This is a genomic window from Microbulbifer flavimaris (assembly GCF_001641755.2).
Taxonomy (GTDB): Bacteria; Pseudomonadota; Gammaproteobacteria; order Pseudomonadales; family Cellvibrionaceae; genus Microbulbifer; species Microbulbifer flavimaris.
In genome coordinates this window covers 527635-544795 of record NZ_LRFG02000001.1, presented here as the reverse complement: position 1 = coordinate 544795, position 17161 = coordinate 527635, and the positions used below count along the sequence as shown (strand labels likewise).

Annotated in this window: 17 protein-coding genes; 7 read left to right on the top strand and 10 right to left on the bottom strand. The window is 59.8% G+C overall.

Annotated features, from left to right (window positions below; all coding sequences use genetic code 11):
- Positions 1-35: 35 nt before the first annotated feature.
- On the bottom strand, positions 36-332 hold the full coding sequence (locus AWR36_RS02505; protein ID WP_067080421.1) for a hypothetical protein: 297 nt from the start codon (positions 330-332) through the stop codon (positions 36-38).
- Between the two features lie 93 nt (positions 333-425).
- On the opposite strand from AWR36_RS02505, the gene AWR36_RS02500 reads away from it, so the two are divergent.
- From AWR36_RS02500 to AWR36_RS02490, 3 genes are all read left to right on the top strand, one after another.
- Positions 426-1028, top strand: coding sequence for a DUF924 family protein (locus tag AWR36_RS02500; protein WP_067080418.1), 603 nt, complete (start codon positions 426-428; stop codon positions 1026-1028).
- Positions 1028-1648, top strand: coding sequence for a LysE family translocator (locus AWR36_RS02495; RefSeq protein WP_067080415.1), 621 nt, complete (start codon positions 1028-1030; stop codon positions 1646-1648). The genes AWR36_RS02500 and AWR36_RS02495 overlap by 1 nt, the downstream gene beginning before the upstream one ends.
- Before the next feature lie 282 nt (positions 1649-1930).
- Complete coding sequence (locus AWR36_RS02490) at positions 1931-2242, top strand: YebG family protein (protein ID WP_067080412.1); 312 nt, start codon at positions 1931-1933, stop codon at positions 2240-2242.
- A gap of 186 nt (positions 2243-2428) precedes the next feature.
- Here AWR36_RS02490 and AWR36_RS02485 read toward each other — a convergent pair whose 3' ends face one another.
- From AWR36_RS02485 to AWR36_RS02470, 4 genes are all read right to left on the bottom strand, one after another.
- A complete protein-coding gene (locus tag AWR36_RS02485) occupies positions 2429-2830 on the bottom strand; it encodes an MAPEG family protein (RefSeq protein ID WP_067080408.1) in 402 nt (133 codons plus the stop codon).
- Positions 2831-2871: 41 nt separating this feature from the next.
- A complete protein-coding gene (locus tag AWR36_RS02480) occupies positions 2872-4185 on the bottom strand; it encodes an amidohydrolase family protein (protein ID WP_231745216.1) in 1314 nt (437 codons plus the stop codon).
- On the bottom strand, positions 4182-5585 hold the full coding sequence (locus AWR36_RS02475; RefSeq protein WP_067080404.1) for an amidohydrolase: 1404 nt from the start codon (positions 5583-5585) through the stop codon (positions 4182-4184). The genes AWR36_RS02480 and AWR36_RS02475 overlap by 4 nt, the downstream gene beginning before the upstream one ends.
- A gap of 163 nt (positions 5586-5748) precedes the next feature.
- Positions 5749-6072: a helix-turn-helix domain-containing protein gene (locus AWR36_RS02470; protein ID WP_067080402.1), complete on the bottom strand. Its 324-nt coding sequence runs from the start codon at positions 6070-6072 to the stop codon at positions 5749-5751.
- A 182-nt stretch (positions 6073-6254) separates the two neighbouring features.
- On the opposite strand from AWR36_RS02470, the gene AWR36_RS02465 reads away from it, so the two are divergent.
- Positions 6255-7889, top strand: coding sequence for a hybrid sensor histidine kinase/response regulator (locus tag AWR36_RS02465; protein ID WP_067104440.1), 1635 nt, complete (start codon positions 6255-6257; stop codon positions 7887-7889).
- Between the two features lie 47 nt (positions 7890-7936).
- Here AWR36_RS02465 and AWR36_RS02460 read toward each other — a convergent pair whose 3' ends face one another.
- Entirely contained in the window at positions 7937-8242 is a 306-nt protein-coding gene (locus tag AWR36_RS02460) for a hypothetical protein (RefSeq protein ID WP_141398458.1), read from the bottom strand.
- A gap of 391 nt (positions 8243-8633) precedes the next feature.
- Positions 8634-9509: a MurR/RpiR family transcriptional regulator gene (locus AWR36_RS02455; protein ID WP_067080396.1), complete on the bottom strand. Its 876-nt coding sequence runs from the start codon at positions 9507-9509 to the stop codon at positions 8634-8636.
- A 209-nt stretch (positions 9510-9718) separates the two neighbouring features.
- Between AWR36_RS02455 and AWR36_RS02450 the strand changes: the two genes are divergently transcribed.
- The 3 genes from AWR36_RS02450 (at position 9719) to murQ (ending at position 13258) form a co-directional block, all read left to right on the top strand.
- Positions 9719-11293 (top strand): sodium:solute symporter, encoded by a 1575-nt coding sequence (locus AWR36_RS02450; protein ID WP_067081806.1) that lies wholly within the window; start codon positions 9719-9721, stop codon positions 11291-11293.
- Entirely contained in the window at positions 11290-12168 is an 879-nt protein-coding gene (locus AWR36_RS02445) for a BadF/BadG/BcrA/BcrD ATPase family protein (RefSeq protein ID WP_067080393.1), read from the top strand. Before AWR36_RS02450 ends, AWR36_RS02445 begins: the two co-directional genes overlap by 4 nt.
- A 142-nt stretch (positions 12169-12310) precedes the next feature.
- A complete protein-coding gene (gene murQ / locus AWR36_RS02440; protein ID WP_067080389.1) occupies positions 12311-13258 on the top strand; it encodes an N-acetylmuramic acid 6-phosphate etherase in 948 nt (315 codons plus the stop codon).
- A 128-nt stretch (positions 13259-13386) separates the two neighbouring features.
- Here murQ and glcF read toward each other — a convergent pair whose 3' ends face one another.
- The 3 genes from glcF to AWR36_RS02425 are packed head-to-tail and all read right to left on the bottom strand — an operon-like array spanning position 13387 to position 17157.
- Positions 13387-14679, bottom strand: coding sequence for a glycolate oxidase subunit GlcF (glcF, locus tag AWR36_RS02435; RefSeq protein ID WP_067080382.1), 1293 nt, complete (start codon positions 14677-14679; stop codon positions 13387-13389).
- Positions 14679-15740, bottom strand: a complete 1062-nt coding sequence (gene glcE / locus AWR36_RS02430; RefSeq protein ID WP_067080379.1) for a glycolate oxidase subunit GlcE — start codon at positions 15738-15740, stop codon at positions 14679-14681. The genes glcF and glcE overlap by 1 nt, the downstream gene beginning before the upstream one ends.
- Complete coding sequence (locus AWR36_RS02425; protein ID WP_067080376.1) at positions 15733-17157, bottom strand: FAD-linked oxidase C-terminal domain-containing protein; 1425 nt, start codon at positions 17155-17157, stop codon at positions 15733-15735. Before AWR36_RS02425 ends, glcE begins: the two co-directional genes overlap by 8 nt.
- Positions 17158-17161 lie beyond the last annotated feature (4 nt).

Genomic DNA, 17161 nt, shown 5'->3' with positions numbered 1-17161 from the left:
GTGCTCTCAACCTGTGTTACGTGTTGTCGAACTCTTTACAGCGCCGTCAGGGGCAGGCCTTCCAGATGGCCCAAGCCACCTCCCTTCACATCGGGGCGGTCGGCGATTCGCACGGGAAATGCGGGCTTGCTGGCCTTTTCTTCCTCTCCCGCCCGGCGACATTCATTGAGTTTGCGGGAGAAGACCTCCTCGGTCTTCTGTGCAAGCTCGCGCTCTACCTGCTCCATGGGGAGGGAGAGCTCACTGGCTGTGGCCGGCAGCGCGCCCAGCAATAAGGCAAGCGCGGCGTAAAATTGTACCCTGTTGGAACGTCCTGTTTCAGTGCTTTTCATGATTTCGCCTCCTGGCTGATTTCCTTGTACACCAGTAAGATGAGGCGAAATCACCGATTGGATGCACCGGTGATAAAAAAATCGGGAGAATCCATGGCTCACCCTGCAGATGTCCTCAAGTTCTGGTTTGGCACCGACCAACTGGACGCCCCATCCGACGAACTCCACCAGCAACTCTGGTTTACCCGCAGCACGGCCTTCGATGGCGAGATCGAGGAGCGCTTTGGCCACCTGGTTGAATCCGCTTTGGCCGGGGAACTCCACCCGTGGCGGGACTCACTGGCTGGAGAGCTGGCCCTGGTGCTCCTGTGTGACCAGTTCACCCGCAACATTTACCGGGGTACCGGGCGGGCATTTGCCGGTGACAACCTGGCCCTGGAAGTGGCGCTGGCGGTGATCGGCCGCGGTGACGACAGCAAGCTGGGACTGTTCCAGCGGGCCTTCCTGGGTATCCCCCTGGAGCATGCCGAGAGCGAGGAAATGCAGCGTCGCTCCGTAGAACACTTCAACCGCCTGCGTATGGACTACCTCGATGGCGCCATCGGGGCGGCCCAGGCCGAGAGTTTCTACCAGTACGCCCTGGCCCACCAGAGGGTCATCGACGAGTTTGGTCGCTATCCCCATCGCAATGCACCCCTCGGCCGCGAATCCACTGCTGCGGAAGAAGCCTGGCTGGAACAAGGGGGCGGTTTCTGATGGATCTGCTGTCCTGGCTCTCACTCGCGGGAATCTGCGCCCTGGGCGCCATGAGTCCGGGCCCGAGCCTGCTGATCGTCCTGCGCTGTGCCGCCTCCGGCCCGCGACAGGGGTTGGCCAGTGCCATCGCCCATGGCGTGGCCATCGCCCTCTACGCTGGCCTGACCGCTTTCGGGCTGGCGGTACTGGTTACCCATACGCCACTGCTCTTTTCCCTGCTGCAGTGGGGTGGTGCCGCGATGCTGGTCTACCTGGGCTGGAAAGCACTGCGGGCCCCGGCACCGGGCAGCGCAGTGAATAACCGTCCTGCCTCAGAACCAATCTCAGTTCAGCGGGCAGCCTTACAGGGGTTTGGTATTGCATTCTTTAACCCCAAGGTAGCGATCTTCTTCACCGCCCTGTTCAGTCAGTTCGTGTCAGCAGAACAGGCTCTCGGGACCAAACTGGGCATGGCGGGACTTGCCGCGGGAATCGACGCGGCCTGGTACGCCCTGATCTCGCTTGTCGTGACCCTGGGGAGCGGTCGCGGTTGGCTCGGAGCCAAGGCTGCGCACCGCCTCCAGCAGTTATTTGGCGTTCTGTTACTGGGGCTGGCTGCACGCCTGGTCCTGAGCCTGTAACCAGCGATTGCAAACCACCGGCCCTGCTACACCCAGCGCATAAAAAAAGCCCGCATTGCGGGCTCTCAAACTCTACTGCGGGGTTGAGACAACGCACCCTATGGGGGGAGCAGGATGCGTTGCCTGTTTTTATTATCGCTTCCTTTTGCCTCGCCGCTGCTACAGCAAGACGCAATATCAGCTCAACTCGCCGCATCCAAAGGTCTTGACACTGTACAGATATACACTTACTGTACAGGCATACAGATAACCAACTCGCTTCAAGAAAAACCGGAGGCAACCATGGCCGTTGTAGCTGTATGGAAATGCGATAGAGACGGAGCAATGTTCGACAACAAAAAAGACGCAGAAGAACACGACAAGATGCTGGAGCTCGCCGCCAACATCACTTCCCTGATCGAGCGCCACGTAGATGGCATCAGCGAGGAAGTCGGCGAGGAGATCGGCCTGCTGCTGGCGAAGCGACGCGAAGTACTGGCCAAAGCCTGTAAGGGCAAGCCTGAAATGCTGCTGGAAGAGGATGAAGCACCGGCCCAGGCCGCTGAAGAGCCCTCAGCCGATGACACCGTAACGCCGCTGGCAGCCAATCAGTAGCACTCCCTGTACGATTACCATCCCTGTACTCCGCCCGGCCTGGCCGGGCTTTTTTATAGCTGCCATTCGGGCGCAAACCTATTCCGCGAAAGCTTCCAACACCTCCCGCCCTCTACAGCACTGGCTGCAAGTCGCGAAAAAGGCCACCCAAGGCAAATGGCTATGGCAGACGGACTGAGTAAACGGCTAGAGGTTCAGCGAGCCGAGAGCCCCCGCTAAAAGGACAAGCGCCAGCACGAGAATTACGATCCAGGTCAGCGCGGTGCCCCAGAAGCGCCCCGGGTGGTAACCGCCCTTGCCTGCAGTCAGACCAATCGCATGCAACAGTCGTGCAATCACCAGGGTGCTGCCCAGCACGTGAAGCCAGGTTGCAGCCAGGCCGTTCAGCTCCGACAGGAGTAAAAGAAGCAGCGCGAGCGGTACATATTCCACCGCATTGGCGTGGGTCCGGATCAGAATTTCCGCAGCGTGTTTACCCCCGCTGCCCAGACCCACCTTCTGACTCCGACGAAACCTGACCACACGAAATGCCAGGGCTATGATCAACAGGGCACAGAGTGCCGCATAAAAAGCCGTAACAGTTGCCATACTCAAATCCCTATCAATGTGCCCGAACTGGGGCGGCGACCTCAGCGCTTGAAGCCAAATTCATGGCCTGCCTGAGGTTTCAGGTAGCGATCGCGCAGTCGCGTGGACCGGTTGACCAGTGATTGTGGTTCACCATTGATCAACACCGCCTCCGCATAACTGGTCACCTCCAGCGGATCGCCACTCCATATCACCAGGTCCGCCACCCGGCCGGGCTCTACACTGCCACCACCGATCCGGAAAACCTCTGCCACGTTGCGGCTAATGCTTTTCAGCGCCTCCTCATACGGCAGGCCGGCAGCGACCGCATTGCCGGCAGACTGGCGTGCGAGATACACATTATGGGTGGAAGCATAACCGGGACCGCTGATCACCACCTTGACTCCGGCCCGCTGCAGCAGCGCCGCATTGTCCAGTCGGGCCCCCAGGGATTCGAACGCAGTCGGCAGATTGTTGATAGCATCGATAATCACCGGCACTTTCGCAGCGGCAATGCGATCCGCCACCATCCAGCCTTCGGCGGCCCCGAGGATCACCAGTTGCAACTGGAACTGCCGGGCGAGATCGAGCGCGGCGATAATATCGCTGGCACGGTTGGCCGTGAGCAGCAAGGGCTGCTTACCGTCGATCAGCGGCTGAAGAGCCTCCAGGTCATCGATAGAGTGATTGAGCTCTCGCCACTGGCCGCTGCGGATTGCATCGCGGTTCTGGCGGTATTCGCGGGCCTCCTCCAAGGCATTGCGGACCTTGGCAATGGCATTGGCGCGACTTCCGCCGGCCAGCAGGCTGCCCGCTTCACCGGTGTACGCCTTTTGAGCCAGGTCCGTTGCCACGACACTGTCAAACTCGCCGTTCAGGGTGATGGCGAAGCTGCGGCCGGCGAAAACCCGCTGCGGGTCGCCGACCCCCTCACCCCACATTTTGATCCCGGGAAACACCAGTGCACGGGTGACACCGCCTGCCCGGTTGAAAGGGATCAATGTGGACTTGGGGTTGTACGCCGGCAGCGGATCGAAGGCCGCTCCGATGCTGTCACCACTAACGGCGTAGTCATTGGTACTGCTGGCAGCCCCGATTTCCACCAGGCCGATTTCAGACACCGGTGCGATCACACCCGGCGTTACAATTTTACCGCGGGCATCGATCTCCCGGTCTGCCTTCACGGCAATGGAGGGAGCAACCTTTTCCACCCGACCATCACGAATCAGCACGTCGCCGGTTGGCAGTGTGCCGGCCTCGGCGAGGGTGTGCACACGCCCCCCCTTGATCAGCAGGGTTTCGGCAACGACATTCGGCACCGCGGCACTCAATACCAGTGCGAGCGCCGGGCAAATCAGTTTGTTCAACGTATTCACGAGCGCTCTCCTTCCGGATTCAGGATACCCAGTTCAAAATCACTACGTGGCTGGCGTGCCGGATCGTGCAAATCGAACATCAGCTCACCGTCGATAAAGACCTTCTCTGCCTTGCTGTAGACACTGAATGGGTTGCCGGACCAGAGCACCACATCTGCCATCTTGCCCTTCTCGATACTGCCGGTCTCTTCTTCAACACCCAGAGCCCTGGCGGGATTCAGGGTCATCCAGGTTACCGCGTACTCCGGCGTGATATCGAAGCCGGCGCGCTGCCCGGCAGTCATGGCCTTGGCCACTTCCTCGTTCAGGTGCTGGATTCCAATGGCGGAATCCGAGTGAATCATGGCGCAGGCACCGGCCTGGTCGACGATGGCGATATTGGCCTCAGTCATGTCGAAAGCCTCGTGCTTGAAGCCCCACCAGTCCGCCCACATGGCTGCGCAGACCCCTTGCTCGGCCAGCAGGTCAGCGACCTTGTAGGCCTCTACGGCGTGGTGAAACGCCGTGATCTCGAAGTCGAACTCCTCGGCAATGTCCATCATGATGGCCATTTCCTCACCGCGATAGCAGTGGTTGTGCACGAGGATCTCGTCATTGAGCACACCGGCGAGGGTTTCCAGCTGCAGGTTGCGCTCCGGGGCTTCGCCGCCGTTTTCCCAGTAGCTTTCCCACTTTTCCTTGTATTGACTGGCCGCGATCCAGGCGCTGCGGTACCCGGCAACGTTGCCCATCCGCGTGGATGGGGCTGTGCCCTTGCCGCCATAGACCCGTTTCGGGTTTTCGCCGCAGGCCATTTTCAGCCCATAAGGGGCGCCGGGAAACTTCATATCCTGGACACTGCGGCCAGGCACGTTTTTCAAGGTCACACTGCGGCCACCGAACAGGTTTGCGGAACCGGGCAATATCTGCAGGGTGGTCACCCCGCCGGCAAGGGCCAGGGCAAATTGCGGGTCCTGGGTCCAGACCGAGTGCTCGGTCCATACTTCTGCGGTATTGGGCGAGGTCATTTCATTGCCGTCCTGGGAGGACTCAATAGCCGGCGCCGGGTAATTGCCGAGATGGGAATGAACATCCACAAGGCCCGGGGTGACCCACTTGCCCTTCGCATCGATCTCCAGCGCATCACGGGGTGCGCGCAGTTTCTCACCGATCTTGGCGATCCTCCCCTCCTCCAACACCAGATCGGTATTGTCGAGGCGCTCACCTGTCCCAGTCAGTACGATCGCATTGCGGATAATGACGGGTTTACTCTGCTCGATGGAATAGGTGGAAGGGAATGCATCCAGCTGCGCAAAGCTTTTCGCCTGCTTTTTGTCATCCCCACTATCATCCCCGCCACAGGCGGTCACCAGAATTGCGGCGCCCAGCAGGGCTGCCAAACAGCGAAAGTGATGCTGCATTGTTATTTCCCGGTTTCTGTTGACTGATTGTTTATTGGATTCGGCATCTATGCTACCAGCACTGCGGGAATTCAGCAGTGCCTGAAGCGTACTCGCCGGGATAAAGAAAAATGTAAGCGCACCTGCGGTTATTTTTTATTCACCCGCGGTAATCTCTGCCTTTCTACGCAGGGGGTTGCTTTCTGGATCCGGTTGCCCGGCGCCGCGCCGCATCGTCGGCTTGTGCGCTTTGCACGAATTCCTCGATAAATTCCTCGAGCGGCTCTGCAACATCCAGTTGCAAGAGCACCTCAGCCAGGGCAGAAAGATGGCAGCCCCGCCCGCTCTCCAGTCGTTTCAGCGTACTCATCCCGATCCCACTCGCAGCGGCAACTTCCTCCTGAGAGCGATTGCCAGCCAAACGCAGTCGACGCAACTGGTCTCCCAGCACGCGCATCAGCCGCTCTGCCTCCCGCCGGGCCTCTCCGGACTCCCCTGTCTCCTGCATTATCCCCCTCCTCAATGCCCACCAATGAAGGTGGATGAATTATAACGTTCGCAATCTACCCCCAAGCTTACCGGATTGCACCGCAACTGGACTTTGCCCTGCCCGCATGCTGCAATTTCCCGCGCGACAGGGATGGGAAGTGGTCGAAGAATCAGGCACCGGTACGCTAACAGGGAAGACCCATGAATGACAGTGATGAGGATCAGGATTCACCGCTGGCGGTGGATGGAGAAACCCGGGTCATTTACGAAGCACTGCGTAAAAGTGAGGAGCGTTACCGGGAGCTGGTAGAGCATGCCAATTCCATTATCCTCCGCTGGGATCGCCACGGCGTTATCACCTTCTTCAACGAGTACGCCCAGCATTTCTTTGGTTTCACCGAAGAAGAGATTATTGGCAGGCATGTAGTAGGCACCATCGTCCCACAGAGTGAAAGCACCGGTCGCGATCTACGGCCTCTGATGGATGAGATCTGCAGGGATCCCGAAGCACACCGCTACAACGTCAACGAAAACATTACCCGCTCCGGAAGGCGCGTCTGGATTGCCTGGACCAACAAGGTGCTCAGGGGAGAGGATGGCACCCCTGTGGGGGTCCTCAGTATCGGCTCCGACATCACCAAGCAGAGAAGACTCGAGGAAGAGCTTCGCCAGGCCCAGAAAATGCAGGCAATCGGTGAGCTCGCTGGGGGGATCGCCCATGACTTCAACAATATGATCCACGGGATCAGTGGTTATGCCGAGGTCATCCGCGAATTAAGCGACCACCCGCGGATCGACGATTACGCCACACACATCCTCACCACCGCACAGCACGCCGCAGAACTCACCCAGCAGCTGCTCACCTTCGCGCGCAAGGGAAAGTACCAGCTGAAAGAGTGCAACACCCATGAAATCATCCGCGATGTCTGCGCCATGCTCGCGCGAACCATTGACCGACGCATCACTATCGAACAGAACCTGCAGGCCGCTCGCCCCCATGTGCTGGGGGACCCCACACAATTGAAGAGCGCCCTTCTCAACCTGGGGATCAACGCCAAGGATGCGATGCCCGGCGGCGGTGACCTGCACTTTTCGACCCGCAATTTATCAGTGGATAGCACTACCTCCATTTCAGAATTTGACCTGCAGGCAGGCCAGTATCTTCTGATCACCATCAGCGACAACGGTACCGGCATGACGGAAGCCGTCCGCAGCCGGATTTTTGAGCCGTTTTTCACCACCAAGGACAGTGGCCGCGGGGCCGGCCTCGGCCTTGCGGCAGTCTATGGCACAACCCACATGCACCAGGGAGCAATCCGCTGCCGCAGCCAGGAGGGCCGGGGCAGCAGTTTTGAACTGTTTCTGCCAATCAGCCGGACATCTGCCAGGCAGGAGCGCAAGCAGTCTCAGCAGCGCCGGCATCGAAATGGCATCGGTATCATGGTGGTGGATGATGAAGCAATGGTACGCAATTACTCAAAGACCCTGTTTGAGATGTATGGCCACCGTGTCGTGACATTCGAGTCAGCAGAAAGCGCGATTGAATTTTACCGCAGCGGTCATGCTTCTATTGACCTGGTGCTGCTGGATATGATCATGCCCGGCATGGACGGCCAGGAATTGTTCTCACATCTGAAGGCCATCAACCCGGGTATCAACGCTATCCTGTCGACCGGCTACAGCCTGGAGAGCAAGATTGAGGGGATTCTCGAGGACGGCATCGTCGACTGTATCCAGAAGCCGTTTACCTACAGTCAGCTGGAAGAGCGACTGCAAAACCTCGCTGCGGAGGGGCGCCTGCCCGAACACCTGTTACGATCGGAACCGGAGGGGTAGTGAGGAGAGCCTGCATGCGCAGGGCCCGCCCTGGCTGCGAGCAAAGCTCAGTAATGGAAAAGCTTGATGATCGGCTCGCCGTTATCACACTCGCCAACCACTTCCGGCTCAGATATTTTCGCCCCTGCCTGAATGATTTTTTTTGATGGATAGGAAACGAAACAGGCGAAATTGAAATTCACCGCCCAGTTGCAGAGCAGTCGCCCGTCCTCCTCCTCATAAAAGCGCTGCTGGCAGAAGGAAAGATAGGGGCTGGCACCACCGCCGGCCTGCTCGGCACCCTCCTCCTCGCTATTCGGGAGGGCAAAAACGCTCAATGGCAAAGCCAGCATCGACGCGAGTAACCACCGCATAACTACACTCGCACTTCATCAATCTGATAAAAGCAGCATAGCAACGGCTTGCGCGAGTTTCCTCTTGCACAGGAAGTTGGCGCGTAAATCTTTTTTTGGGGTAGAAAAAAGGGGGTGGGAGAACCCACCCCCTGAAAGCCAATTCTTGCGGAAGGGAAATCCGGAATTGGAAGTTCAAGGTGAAAATGCCGACTCAGCCCGTCAAATACCGATGGACTGGATGAGCCCGCCACTCCCGACTTTCCAGAACGACTCGATGCTAAAACCGTTTATTGCAAAGCAGGGAGCGATTAAGAATATATTATTCCTTCTCGATTGAAGCAAGTACCGTCATCCATTCAGCCAAAAATTCATGCAGATGACGTCAGTTAGGGCTTAATTGGCATTTAAGTCAGTTGGCGCGGGGCTTTTTTTGCTGGCTTTGCTCTCGAAAAACCGCCACCGCTTCGCGACTGCGCTCGAAGAGATCCTTGGCCTTTTCATCTCGCTGGGACATCAGCAGGAATAAAAGATCGGTCACCATTAGCTGTGCGGTGCGGGCAAGTATCGAGGAACTGCGGGTGCCGGCCTCATCGGCTACACAGAACAGATTCACGCCGGCAACCTCAACCAGGGGGTTGCGGGAAAAACTGGTCAGGGAAATCACCACCGCACCCTGTGCCAGCCCCGCCTCTGCCACTCGAACGATTTCCTGCGTCTGGCCCGACTCGGAGATGGCAAATACAACGTCCCCCTCTCCGAGGGTGGCCGCATTGGCCATCTGCACATGGGTATCACTCTCTACCAGCACCGGCTTGCCCAGCTTCATCAGCTTGAATGCCAGGTCCTTGCCCACCAGCGAAGACGCACCCACACCAGCCATCAGAATCCGCCCGGCGCCGGCCAGCAGGCCCACTGCCTCAAGCAGCCGGGCTTCGGGGTTCACCGCCAGAGTCTCGTTCAGGGATACCGTCTTACGAGCAATGAGCTTCTGCGCCACCGTGGTGACGTCATCGCCGATTGCGATGTCACCGTGGATTGCTTTTGGCAGCAGCGCGGTGCGGGCGAGGGATTCAGTGAGCGATAGCTTGAGGTCTGAGTAGCCTTTATAGCCGAGCTTCTGGCTGAACTTGACCACGCTGGACTGGGAAACACCAATCCGTTCAGCCAGAGCCTTGGAGGATTGCTCGCGCACCTCTTCCACATTATCAAGGAGAAAATCCGCGATACGCTGCTCGTGATTGGACATTGAGTCGCGCATGGCGCGGATTTTTGCGATCGATCCCATAGCTTTCACTCGTTCAGAGCGCAGACCTCTCGCTCTCTACTAACACGCCATTTAGCTCGCGAGGGCAAGGCTGGATGCGGCAATCGGTTCTGCCGATGGCAAACCTTTTGCCCCGCGAAAGAATAAATGATACCAATATGCAATAATATTAGGAATAATTGAGTACTGTCGCTTACGGCGCACAGAAGAATAACAATGGGTGGGCACTGATGGAATTGCAGTTCACGGGACTCGACTGGGCAATCTTTGCAATTTACGGGGCCATTCTCCTGGCCAGCGGATGGTATTTCAGTCGGAGCCGCTCCGCAGATAGCCGCGACTACTTCCTGGCGCACAACAGTATGCCCATGTGGATGGTGGCCATATCCACCCTGGCCACCACCCAATCCGCAGCCACTTTTCTCGGCGGCCCGGATCTCGGCTACCGGGGCGACCTGACTTACCTGTTCACCAACCTGGGGGCCATTCTGGCAGCTTTCCTGGTTGCCAGACACCTGATTCCCCGCTTTTATGCCCAGCGCGTCACCACCGTTTACGAGCTGCTCCAGACCCGGTTTGGCGAGGGTGCCAAGCAGAAGGCCGGGGCGATGTATCTCCTCGGGCGGGTCTTTGCCAGCGGCGCGCGTCTTTATATGGCGGCGATCGCCGTCTCGATGATCCTGTTCCAGGACATCGATGCAGACCACGTGGTGCTGGCAGTGCTGGTGTTGACCGCTGCGGGCCTTCTGCAGACCCTGATCGGCGGCGTGCGCTCCGTCATCCAGAGCGACGTACTGCAGTGCGTTGTCTATGTCAGCGCCGCCATTGCGGTGGTTGGAGTCCTGCTGTGGCAGATACCCGCCGACCTGGCTTCGATTGTCTCGGCGCTGCAAAATCCCGTCGATGGCAGCGGCTCGAAGCTTGCCCTGGTAGACACCAGCTGGAACCTGCAGGACCCTTTCAACATCTGGGCCACATTTACCGGATTTGTACTGCTGAATATTGCCGCCTTCGGCCTCGACCAGGATGTCACCCAGAGACTGCTCACCTGCAAGACCCCCCGCGATGGCGCCCGCGCCATGCTGCTGTCCGTTGTGATGGTGGCTCCGGTGATGGCGGTATTTATGGGGATTGGCCTGCTGCTCTATATCTTCTACCAGGCACCAGAGCTGATGGGTGCAACCGCCGTCTCGACACCCGCCGGCGGCGACATCACCGTGTTCATGCACTACGTGCTCAACGAAATGCCAGCAGGCCTGCGCGGGCTGGTGACCATCGGCGTTATCGCCGCAGCACTGTCGACCCTGAACTCGAGCTTGAACTCCATGGCCAGTGTGCTCACCGAGGACCTGTATCGCAACTGGCTGGAGAAACGGAATATCAGCAAGCCAGCCCATCACTTCGTGGTCGCCGGGCGCAGCGCGATGGCCCTCATCGGTGTGGCGTTGAGCGGCATGGCAATACTGTGCTTCTACTGGCAGCAAATCAGTGATTTGCCGCTGATTACCTTTGCCCTGTCGGTGATGGTCTTTGCCTACTCCGGCCTGCTCGGTGTTTTCTTTACCGTGCTGTTTACCAACCGGGGCAACGGCCTGAGTGTCACCCTGGCACTCGCGGGAGGCTTTATCGTCACCCTGCTGCTGCAGCCATGGATGATTACCCTGCTGACGGGCAATGAAGAACCCCTCAACCTGGCGTTTACCTGGCAGCTGTGTCTGGGTACCGCCATCGCCTTCTCCATCTGTTGCCTCGGTAAACCCGCAGAACAGGTCGCGGGTGGGGTCTCCGAGGAAGCCCGGGCATGAGCCAGTACTTTCTCGGCATTGATGGCGGAGGGACGAAAACCCTGGGGCGCATTGGCGGCCCGGGCGTCGAACCTCTGGAGCTGCGCGCCGGACCCTGCTCCCTCACCCAGGACATCGAGGGCGCGATTGGCAATGCCATGGGGCTTTGTCGCGATTTACTGAGCCGCAGCGGCTTGCCAGCGGAAAAGGTTCACCTGGTCTGCGGTGTCGCAGGCGCGGGCAACCCCTCCGCCGCGGCTAAGCTGACAGCGAGACTGGTGTCCCTGGGGTTTGCAGAGGTAACGGTCACCTCTGACGCACGAACCTCCCTGATCGGCGCGGGTGCCGGTAGCCCGCTGGTAATGGCCGCCATTGGCACTGGATCGGTGGTCATGAGGCTCGCCAGCACCGGTGAAATCCGCCAGTTTGGTGGTTGGGGACTCGCCGTCGGTGACGAGGGCAGCGGCGCGGCAATCGGCAAGAGCGCTGTGCGCGCCCTGCTCTGGGAGCTGGACATCTACGGCAGCCCCCGCACCCGGCTCTGCCAGCAGATTATGGCGGAGGTTGGCCAGCATCGCGGACCGATACTGGGCTGGCTGCAGAGCGCGGGCTCGCTGGAGTACGGATCCCTGGCCCCAGTGGTTTTTTCCCACCTGCCAGGCTGCGACCTGGCGCGGGAAATCGTCACTAATACCACCGCGGAAGTCGAGCGCCTGATTCGCGCTGCGTCCGCCGCAGAAGCACTGCCGCTGGCACTGCTGGGCGGACTCGCGGACAAACTGGTGCCCTATCTGTCTGCGGACCTGCAGGAGCGCCTGATACCGCCACTGGGTACCGCGCTCGATGGCGCCTGCATTCTGTCGAGGGGCGAGTCCAATGTGGTGAGTGTGCTCTAACCTTAGTCAATTAGTCTTATTAGGAAGGATCCTGGAGCCCAATTTTCCAGGAAAAACGTGGCAAACGGGCGAATTTGGGTTTGATGCCGCCGGCGTTATAACAGGCGTAAACCCCGCACTCGCCAAACTCTGGAATTCAAAGATGAACCAAGACCTGATTCAGGAGCTGAGTCGCCTCACCAGCGAGGCACGTAATCCGGATACGCAGGACATTGACCTGCTGCCCACCGAGGCGATTCTGGAAAAAATCAACACTGCAGACCGCGAGGTGCCCGTGGCAGTGCACCGCGTCCTGCCGCAGATCGCCGAAGCGGTCGATAAAATTGTCGAAGCTTTCAAGTCCGGAGGCAGGCTCATTTACATGGGTGCCGGCACCAGTGGCCGGCTGGGAATCCTCGACGCCGTGGAGTGCCCTCCGACTTATGGAGTTGATGAAGACATGGTCGTGGCCCTGATCGCCGGTGGCGACGAAGCAGTGTACCGGGCCCAGGAAGGTGCCGAGGACAACCCCGACCTCGGTCGCGCCGATCTGGAGAAAATCAAACTGTGCAACAAGGACGTGGTGGTTGGCATTGCAGCCAGTGGCCGCACCCCCTATGTGATCGGTGGCCTGAGATATGCGCGAGAGCTCGGCTGTGTCACAGTGGCCCTGTCCTGCAATCGCGCAGCAGCCATTGCCAACGAAGCGGATATCGCACTTCTGCCGGAAGTCGGTCCGGAAATTCTTACTGGCTCCACCCGCATGAAAGCGGGTACTGCACAGAAGCTGGTACTCAACATGCTGACCACGGCCAGCATGATCCGACTGGGCAAGAGCTTCTATAACCTGATGGTGGACGTGAAAGCCACCAACGCGAAACTGATCGGGCGCACCCGGCGAATCGTGATGGAAGCCACCGGGGTTGACCTCGATGAGGCCGATCGGGTTCTTGGGCAATGCGACCACAATGCCAAGCTCGCCATCATGATGATCTTGAGCGGGCTTGACCGCGCTGCAGCCGAGCAGGCCATCGATCACTCCAACGGTTTCCTGAGGCTGGCGTTACAAGAGGTAAAGCCAGAAAGGCAAGCTGAGGAGGCGCTTGCCTGATCCGGAAAGGAATCCATTTTGCGGGGGCCCAGGCCCCCGTTTCAGTTTCTGCTCTTCACCGTATGCAGTCTTGACGTACCATCCCCCTGAAGCAACAGCGCCTGCCTGGGCGCATACCTCCTGAGCTCTTAGCGGCCGCTTTTGTTCTCACTACCCTCTTCTACCAGGTCCGCGACCACTTCCAGCCAGTGGCGGACGGGCGTCTCTGTGCCCCCCTGCAAATGCAGCTGGCAGCCGATATTGGCGGTCAGAATGGTTGCGGGGCTCGAAGCTTCCAGCCGCTGGAGTTTCTCGGCACGCAGATCCCGGGACATGGCGGGCTGCAGTACCGAATAGGTGCCGGCGGAACCGCAACAGAGGTGGGCGTCTTCTATCGCGGGCAGGGCAAACCCCAGCTTCGTCAGGAGCCTCTCCACGCGCCCGGTCAGCCCCTGACCGTGCTGAAGGGTACAGGGGCAGTGAAATACGAAGTCACTCTGGCGCGCTTTGCCGGGGATATGGAGCGATTGCTCCGCAAACGCCTCCTCGAGTATTTCAACCGGGTCCCTGATCAGGGATGCGATCTGCTCAGCCTTGTGGCAATAATCCGGATCATCCGCCAGCACTGTGGCGTAGTCTTTGAGGTGCACACCACAACCGCTGGCCGTGGATACGATTGCTCGAATCGGTTCATCACTGAGGCGTTTCCACCAGAAATCCACCTGTTTCCGGGCCAGTGACCTGGCCTGGTCTTCGCCGCTGGTATGGAAACTGGCCGCCCCGCAACATTGCGCCGCCGTGGACTCCTCCACCGGCACCCCCAGGGCATTCAGAATTCTCACGAATGCCGCATCCGTTTCCGGTCGCAGCACCGGCTGCACGCAGCCCCGCACCAGTAATACCTTGCCCCGGCCGGAACCAGCTTCCGAGGATATTGCCGCGAGCGGTATCGTCTTCGCCGACGGGTTAAGCTTGGCCCGGGGTGGAAAGTACACTCGCCGCAGCGCGTCGGGAAGTAATGGGGCAAACGGCCGTCCCATGGCAATCAGCCCCCGGAATAACCCCGGTGTCACCATCAGGCTGCGCAGGATAAAGCGCAGGCCTTTTTGCAGCGGGCCACGCGGTGCCAGCTTTTCGCTGGTTGCACGCCCCACTGAAACCAGCTTGTGATACTCCACTCCGGACGGACAGGTCGTTTCACAACTGAGGCACGTCAGGCAGCGGTCCAGGTGGGTGCGGGTCACCGGCGAGGCCTCGCCGGTTTCCAGCATTTCCTTGATCAGGTATATCCGCCCCCGGGGACTATCGAGCTCATTGCCCGCCTGTAAATACGTCGGACAGGTGGCGGTACAGAAGCCGCAGTGAACGCAGGCGTTCAGTACTTCCTCGGCCCGCTTCGCCTCTCCCGGATGCAACAAGTCGTCAATAATCCTGACCTGCATCAGCGCCCTCCCCCACCTTCAAAGTGGCTGCCGAAAATGGCGGAATTGAAAATGCCCTCGGGATCAAAGGCGTCTTTAAGCCGCTGGTGCCACTGTGGTGCAGCGACGGCCGGCGCAACCGGGTCGCCACGCAGGACCCGGAGAAAGCCTCCCGCCGCTTGTGCCTCGCGCTGCAGCGCGTCGTGATTGCCATCCCGCACCCAGACCCGGGCGCCCTCCCATTCCAGCAGGGCCTCTCCCTGCGTGATCTCAACGGGTGTTTGCGCAGGCAGATACAGGCAGGCCAGTTGATCCGCGCAGAAAAAATCACTGCGAAGATCCCTGAGTGCTGCCCAGTCGAAATCCAGCGCCTCGCCCCCCAGCGTCGGCAGAAGCTCGTCCAGTGCAGCGGCGCGACCGCTCAGGTGTAAGTGCAGGTAGCCTTGCTGGTAGCAGCTGGCACTGAGCAACGGTCGCAGCTCCCTGCAACGCAGCCACCAGTCTTCCAGTGCATCGGCGGGAACGGCAAACGATCGGCTTACCTGCCTTTCTGGCAAAGGTGCCAGCCGCAGTGCCACATCGAGAATGACACCAAGCGTCCCCAGTGCGCCAACCTGGAGCCTGGAGAGATCGTAACCGGCCACATTCTTCATCACCTGGCCGCCGAAATTGACGATTTCACCGCGACCATTAATCAACCGGCATCCGAGCACGGTGTCGCGTATAGAGACGCCCAGCGAGCGTGATGGCGCATCCCAGCCACAGGCGATTGCCCCACCCAGCGTGCTTTCTGCGCTGGGTGCAGGAATCTCGGCAGCGAAGCGCTGGCCGTGACTGGCGAGCAAATGCTCCAGGTCGACCAGCCGCGTGCCGGCCCGGGCACGAATCACCAGTTCGTCCGACTGGTAGTCGATGACACCGCGGTGATCGCCAACGCTGATTGCATCGGAGTCAGGGGCCAGCCCGAGAAGAGACCGGCTGTCGCTGCCGACAATCTCCAGCGGCCTTTGATCCGCCAGCGCTGCCTGCACCTGCGCCTGCAGCCGGGCGCTGCGATCATGCTCAGCGGGGATATCACTCATGGGCGTGCCTCAATGCGCGGTATTCCTGACAGCGAGCCAACTCGGGAATCTGTTTATCGGGGTTCAGCAGGCCGACCGGATCCAGCGCCTCCTTGACGGCAATAAACTGGGCAATCTCTGCATCGCTGAACTGCACCGCCATCTGGTTGATCTTTTCCAGTCCGACGCCGTGCTCCCCGGTAATACTGCCGCCCACGGCAATGCAGTACTCGAGAATCTCTGCCGCAAGCCCCTCCACTCTCTCCAGAGCATCCGGTTCGCGGCCATCGAACATGATAATGGGATGCAGGTTGCCGTCGCCGGCATGAAAGACATTGGCGACCCGCAACTGGTAATCAACAGCAAAGGACTGGATCGCCTCAAGCACATCGCCGATACGGTGTCGCGGCACAGTACCATCGATGCAGTAATAGTCCGGGGACAGGCGACCGATGGCGGGAAAGGCACTCTTGCGCCCCTTCCACCAGAGTGCCCGCTGGGCATCATCCTCGGCAAGCTGCACGCGGGTTGCGCCTGAGCTTCCGAGAACCCCCTCCACCAGCTTGAGCTCCGCCTCCACCTCGCGGGGATCACCATCCAGGTCGATGATCAGTATCGCCGCCGCATCCAGCGCATAGCCCGCGTGGCAAAACGCCTCTGTTGCCGAAATCGCCAGCGCGTCCATCATTTCAAGAGCGGCGGGAATTACCCCCGCACGAACGATGGCCGACACAGCGTCGGAGGCCGCGCGCACGCAGGCAAAGTCAGCCATTAGGGTTCGCGTGGTTGCCGGCAGGGGGGTGAGCTTGACGGTCACCTCGGTAATGATGCCGAGGCAACCTTCGGAGCCGTGCAACAGAGCCAGCAAGTCGTAGCCGGGCTGGGCGAGGCACTGGCTACCGATACTGAGCACCTCCCCCTCGCTGGTCACGACTCTCAACGCAGCGACATTCTGCACGGTCACTCCGTATTTGAGACAGTGCACGCCGCCGGCGTTCTCCGCCACGTTGCCTCCGATGGAGCAGGCAATCTGGGACGAGGGATCCGGGGCGTAATAGAGCCCCAGCGGCGCGGCAGCCCGTGAAACCTGCAGGTTCACAGCCCCCGGCTCCACTCTCGCAGTCATGGCGTGTTGGTTCAGCTCGAGAATCCGGTTCATGGCGGCGGTCACCAGAAGCACCCCGGCCTCAATCGGCTTGGCACCGGCAGAGAGTCCAGTGCCGGCACCACGGGTAACCAGGGGCACTCGGTGACGGTGGCAGGCGCCAGCAACAGCAACCACATCCGCCTCGCTCTGGGCCAGCACCACCGCCACCGGGCGGGCGCAGTAAACCGGCAAGGCGTCACACTCGAAAGGGGCGATCTGCTCCCGCTCGGTCAGCAGGCGCTCCGACGGAAGTTGGGAGCGGAGCTCCCTCAAGAGTGCTTCTGCAGACACCGGA

What these genes read in the sequence shown, in the direction of transcription:
- glcF (WP_067080382.1), bottom strand. Translation starts at nt 14,679, where the DNA reads ATGCAGGTCAGGATTATTGACGACTTGTTGCATCCGGGAGAGGCGAAG.
- AWR36_RS02455 (WP_067080396.1), bottom strand. Translation starts at nt 9,509, where the DNA reads ATGGGATCGATCGCAAAAATCCGCGCCATGCGCGACTCAATGTCCAAT.
- AWR36_RS02460 (WP_141398458.1), bottom strand. Translation starts at nt 8,242, where the DNA reads ATGCGGTGGTTACTCGCGTCGATGCTGGCTTTGCCATTGAGCGTTTTT.
- AWR36_RS02475 (WP_067080404.1), bottom strand. Translation starts at nt 5,585, where the DNA reads ATGCAGCATCACTTTCGCTGTTTGGCAGCCCTGCTGGGCGCCGCAATT.
- AWR36_RS02495 (WP_067080415.1), top strand. Translation starts at nt 1,028, where the DNA reads ATGGATCTGCTGTCCTGGCTCTCACTCGCGGGAATCTGCGCCCTGGGC.
- AWR36_RS02450 (WP_067081806.1), top strand. Translation starts at nt 9,719, where the DNA reads ATGGAATTGCAGTTCACGGGACTCGACTGGGCAATCTTTGCAATTTAC.
- AWR36_RS02490 (WP_067080412.1), top strand. Translation starts at nt 1,931, where the DNA reads ATGGCCGTTGTAGCTGTATGGAAATGCGATAGAGACGGAGCAATGTTC.
- murQ (WP_067080389.1), top strand. Translation starts at nt 12,311, where the DNA reads ATGAACCAAGACCTGATTCAGGAGCTGAGTCGCCTCACCAGCGAGGCA.
- AWR36_RS02465 (WP_067104440.1), top strand. Translation starts at nt 6,255, where the DNA reads ATGAATGACAGTGATGAGGATCAGGATTCACCGCTGGCGGTGGATGGA.
- AWR36_RS02500 (WP_067080418.1), top strand. Translation starts at nt 426, where the DNA reads ATGGCTCACCCTGCAGATGTCCTCAAGTTCTGGTTTGGCACCGACCAA.
- AWR36_RS02470 (WP_067080402.1), bottom strand. Translation starts at nt 6,072, where the DNA reads ATGCAGGAGACAGGGGAGTCCGGAGAGGCCCGGCGGGAGGCAGAGCGG.
- glcE (WP_067080379.1), bottom strand. Translation starts at nt 15,740, where the DNA reads ATGAGTGATATCCCCGCTGAGCATGATCGCAGCGCCCGGCTGCAGGCG.
- AWR36_RS02445 (WP_067080393.1), top strand. Translation starts at nt 11,290, where the DNA reads ATGAGCCAGTACTTTCTCGGCATTGATGGCGGAGGGACGAAAACCCTG.
- AWR36_RS02505 (WP_067080421.1), bottom strand. Translation starts at nt 332, where the DNA reads ATGAAAAGCACTGAAACAGGACGTTCCAACAGGGTACAATTTTACGCC.
- AWR36_RS02485 (WP_067080408.1), bottom strand. Translation starts at nt 2,830, where the DNA reads ATGGCAACTGTTACGGCTTTTTATGCGGCACTCTGTGCCCTGTTGATC.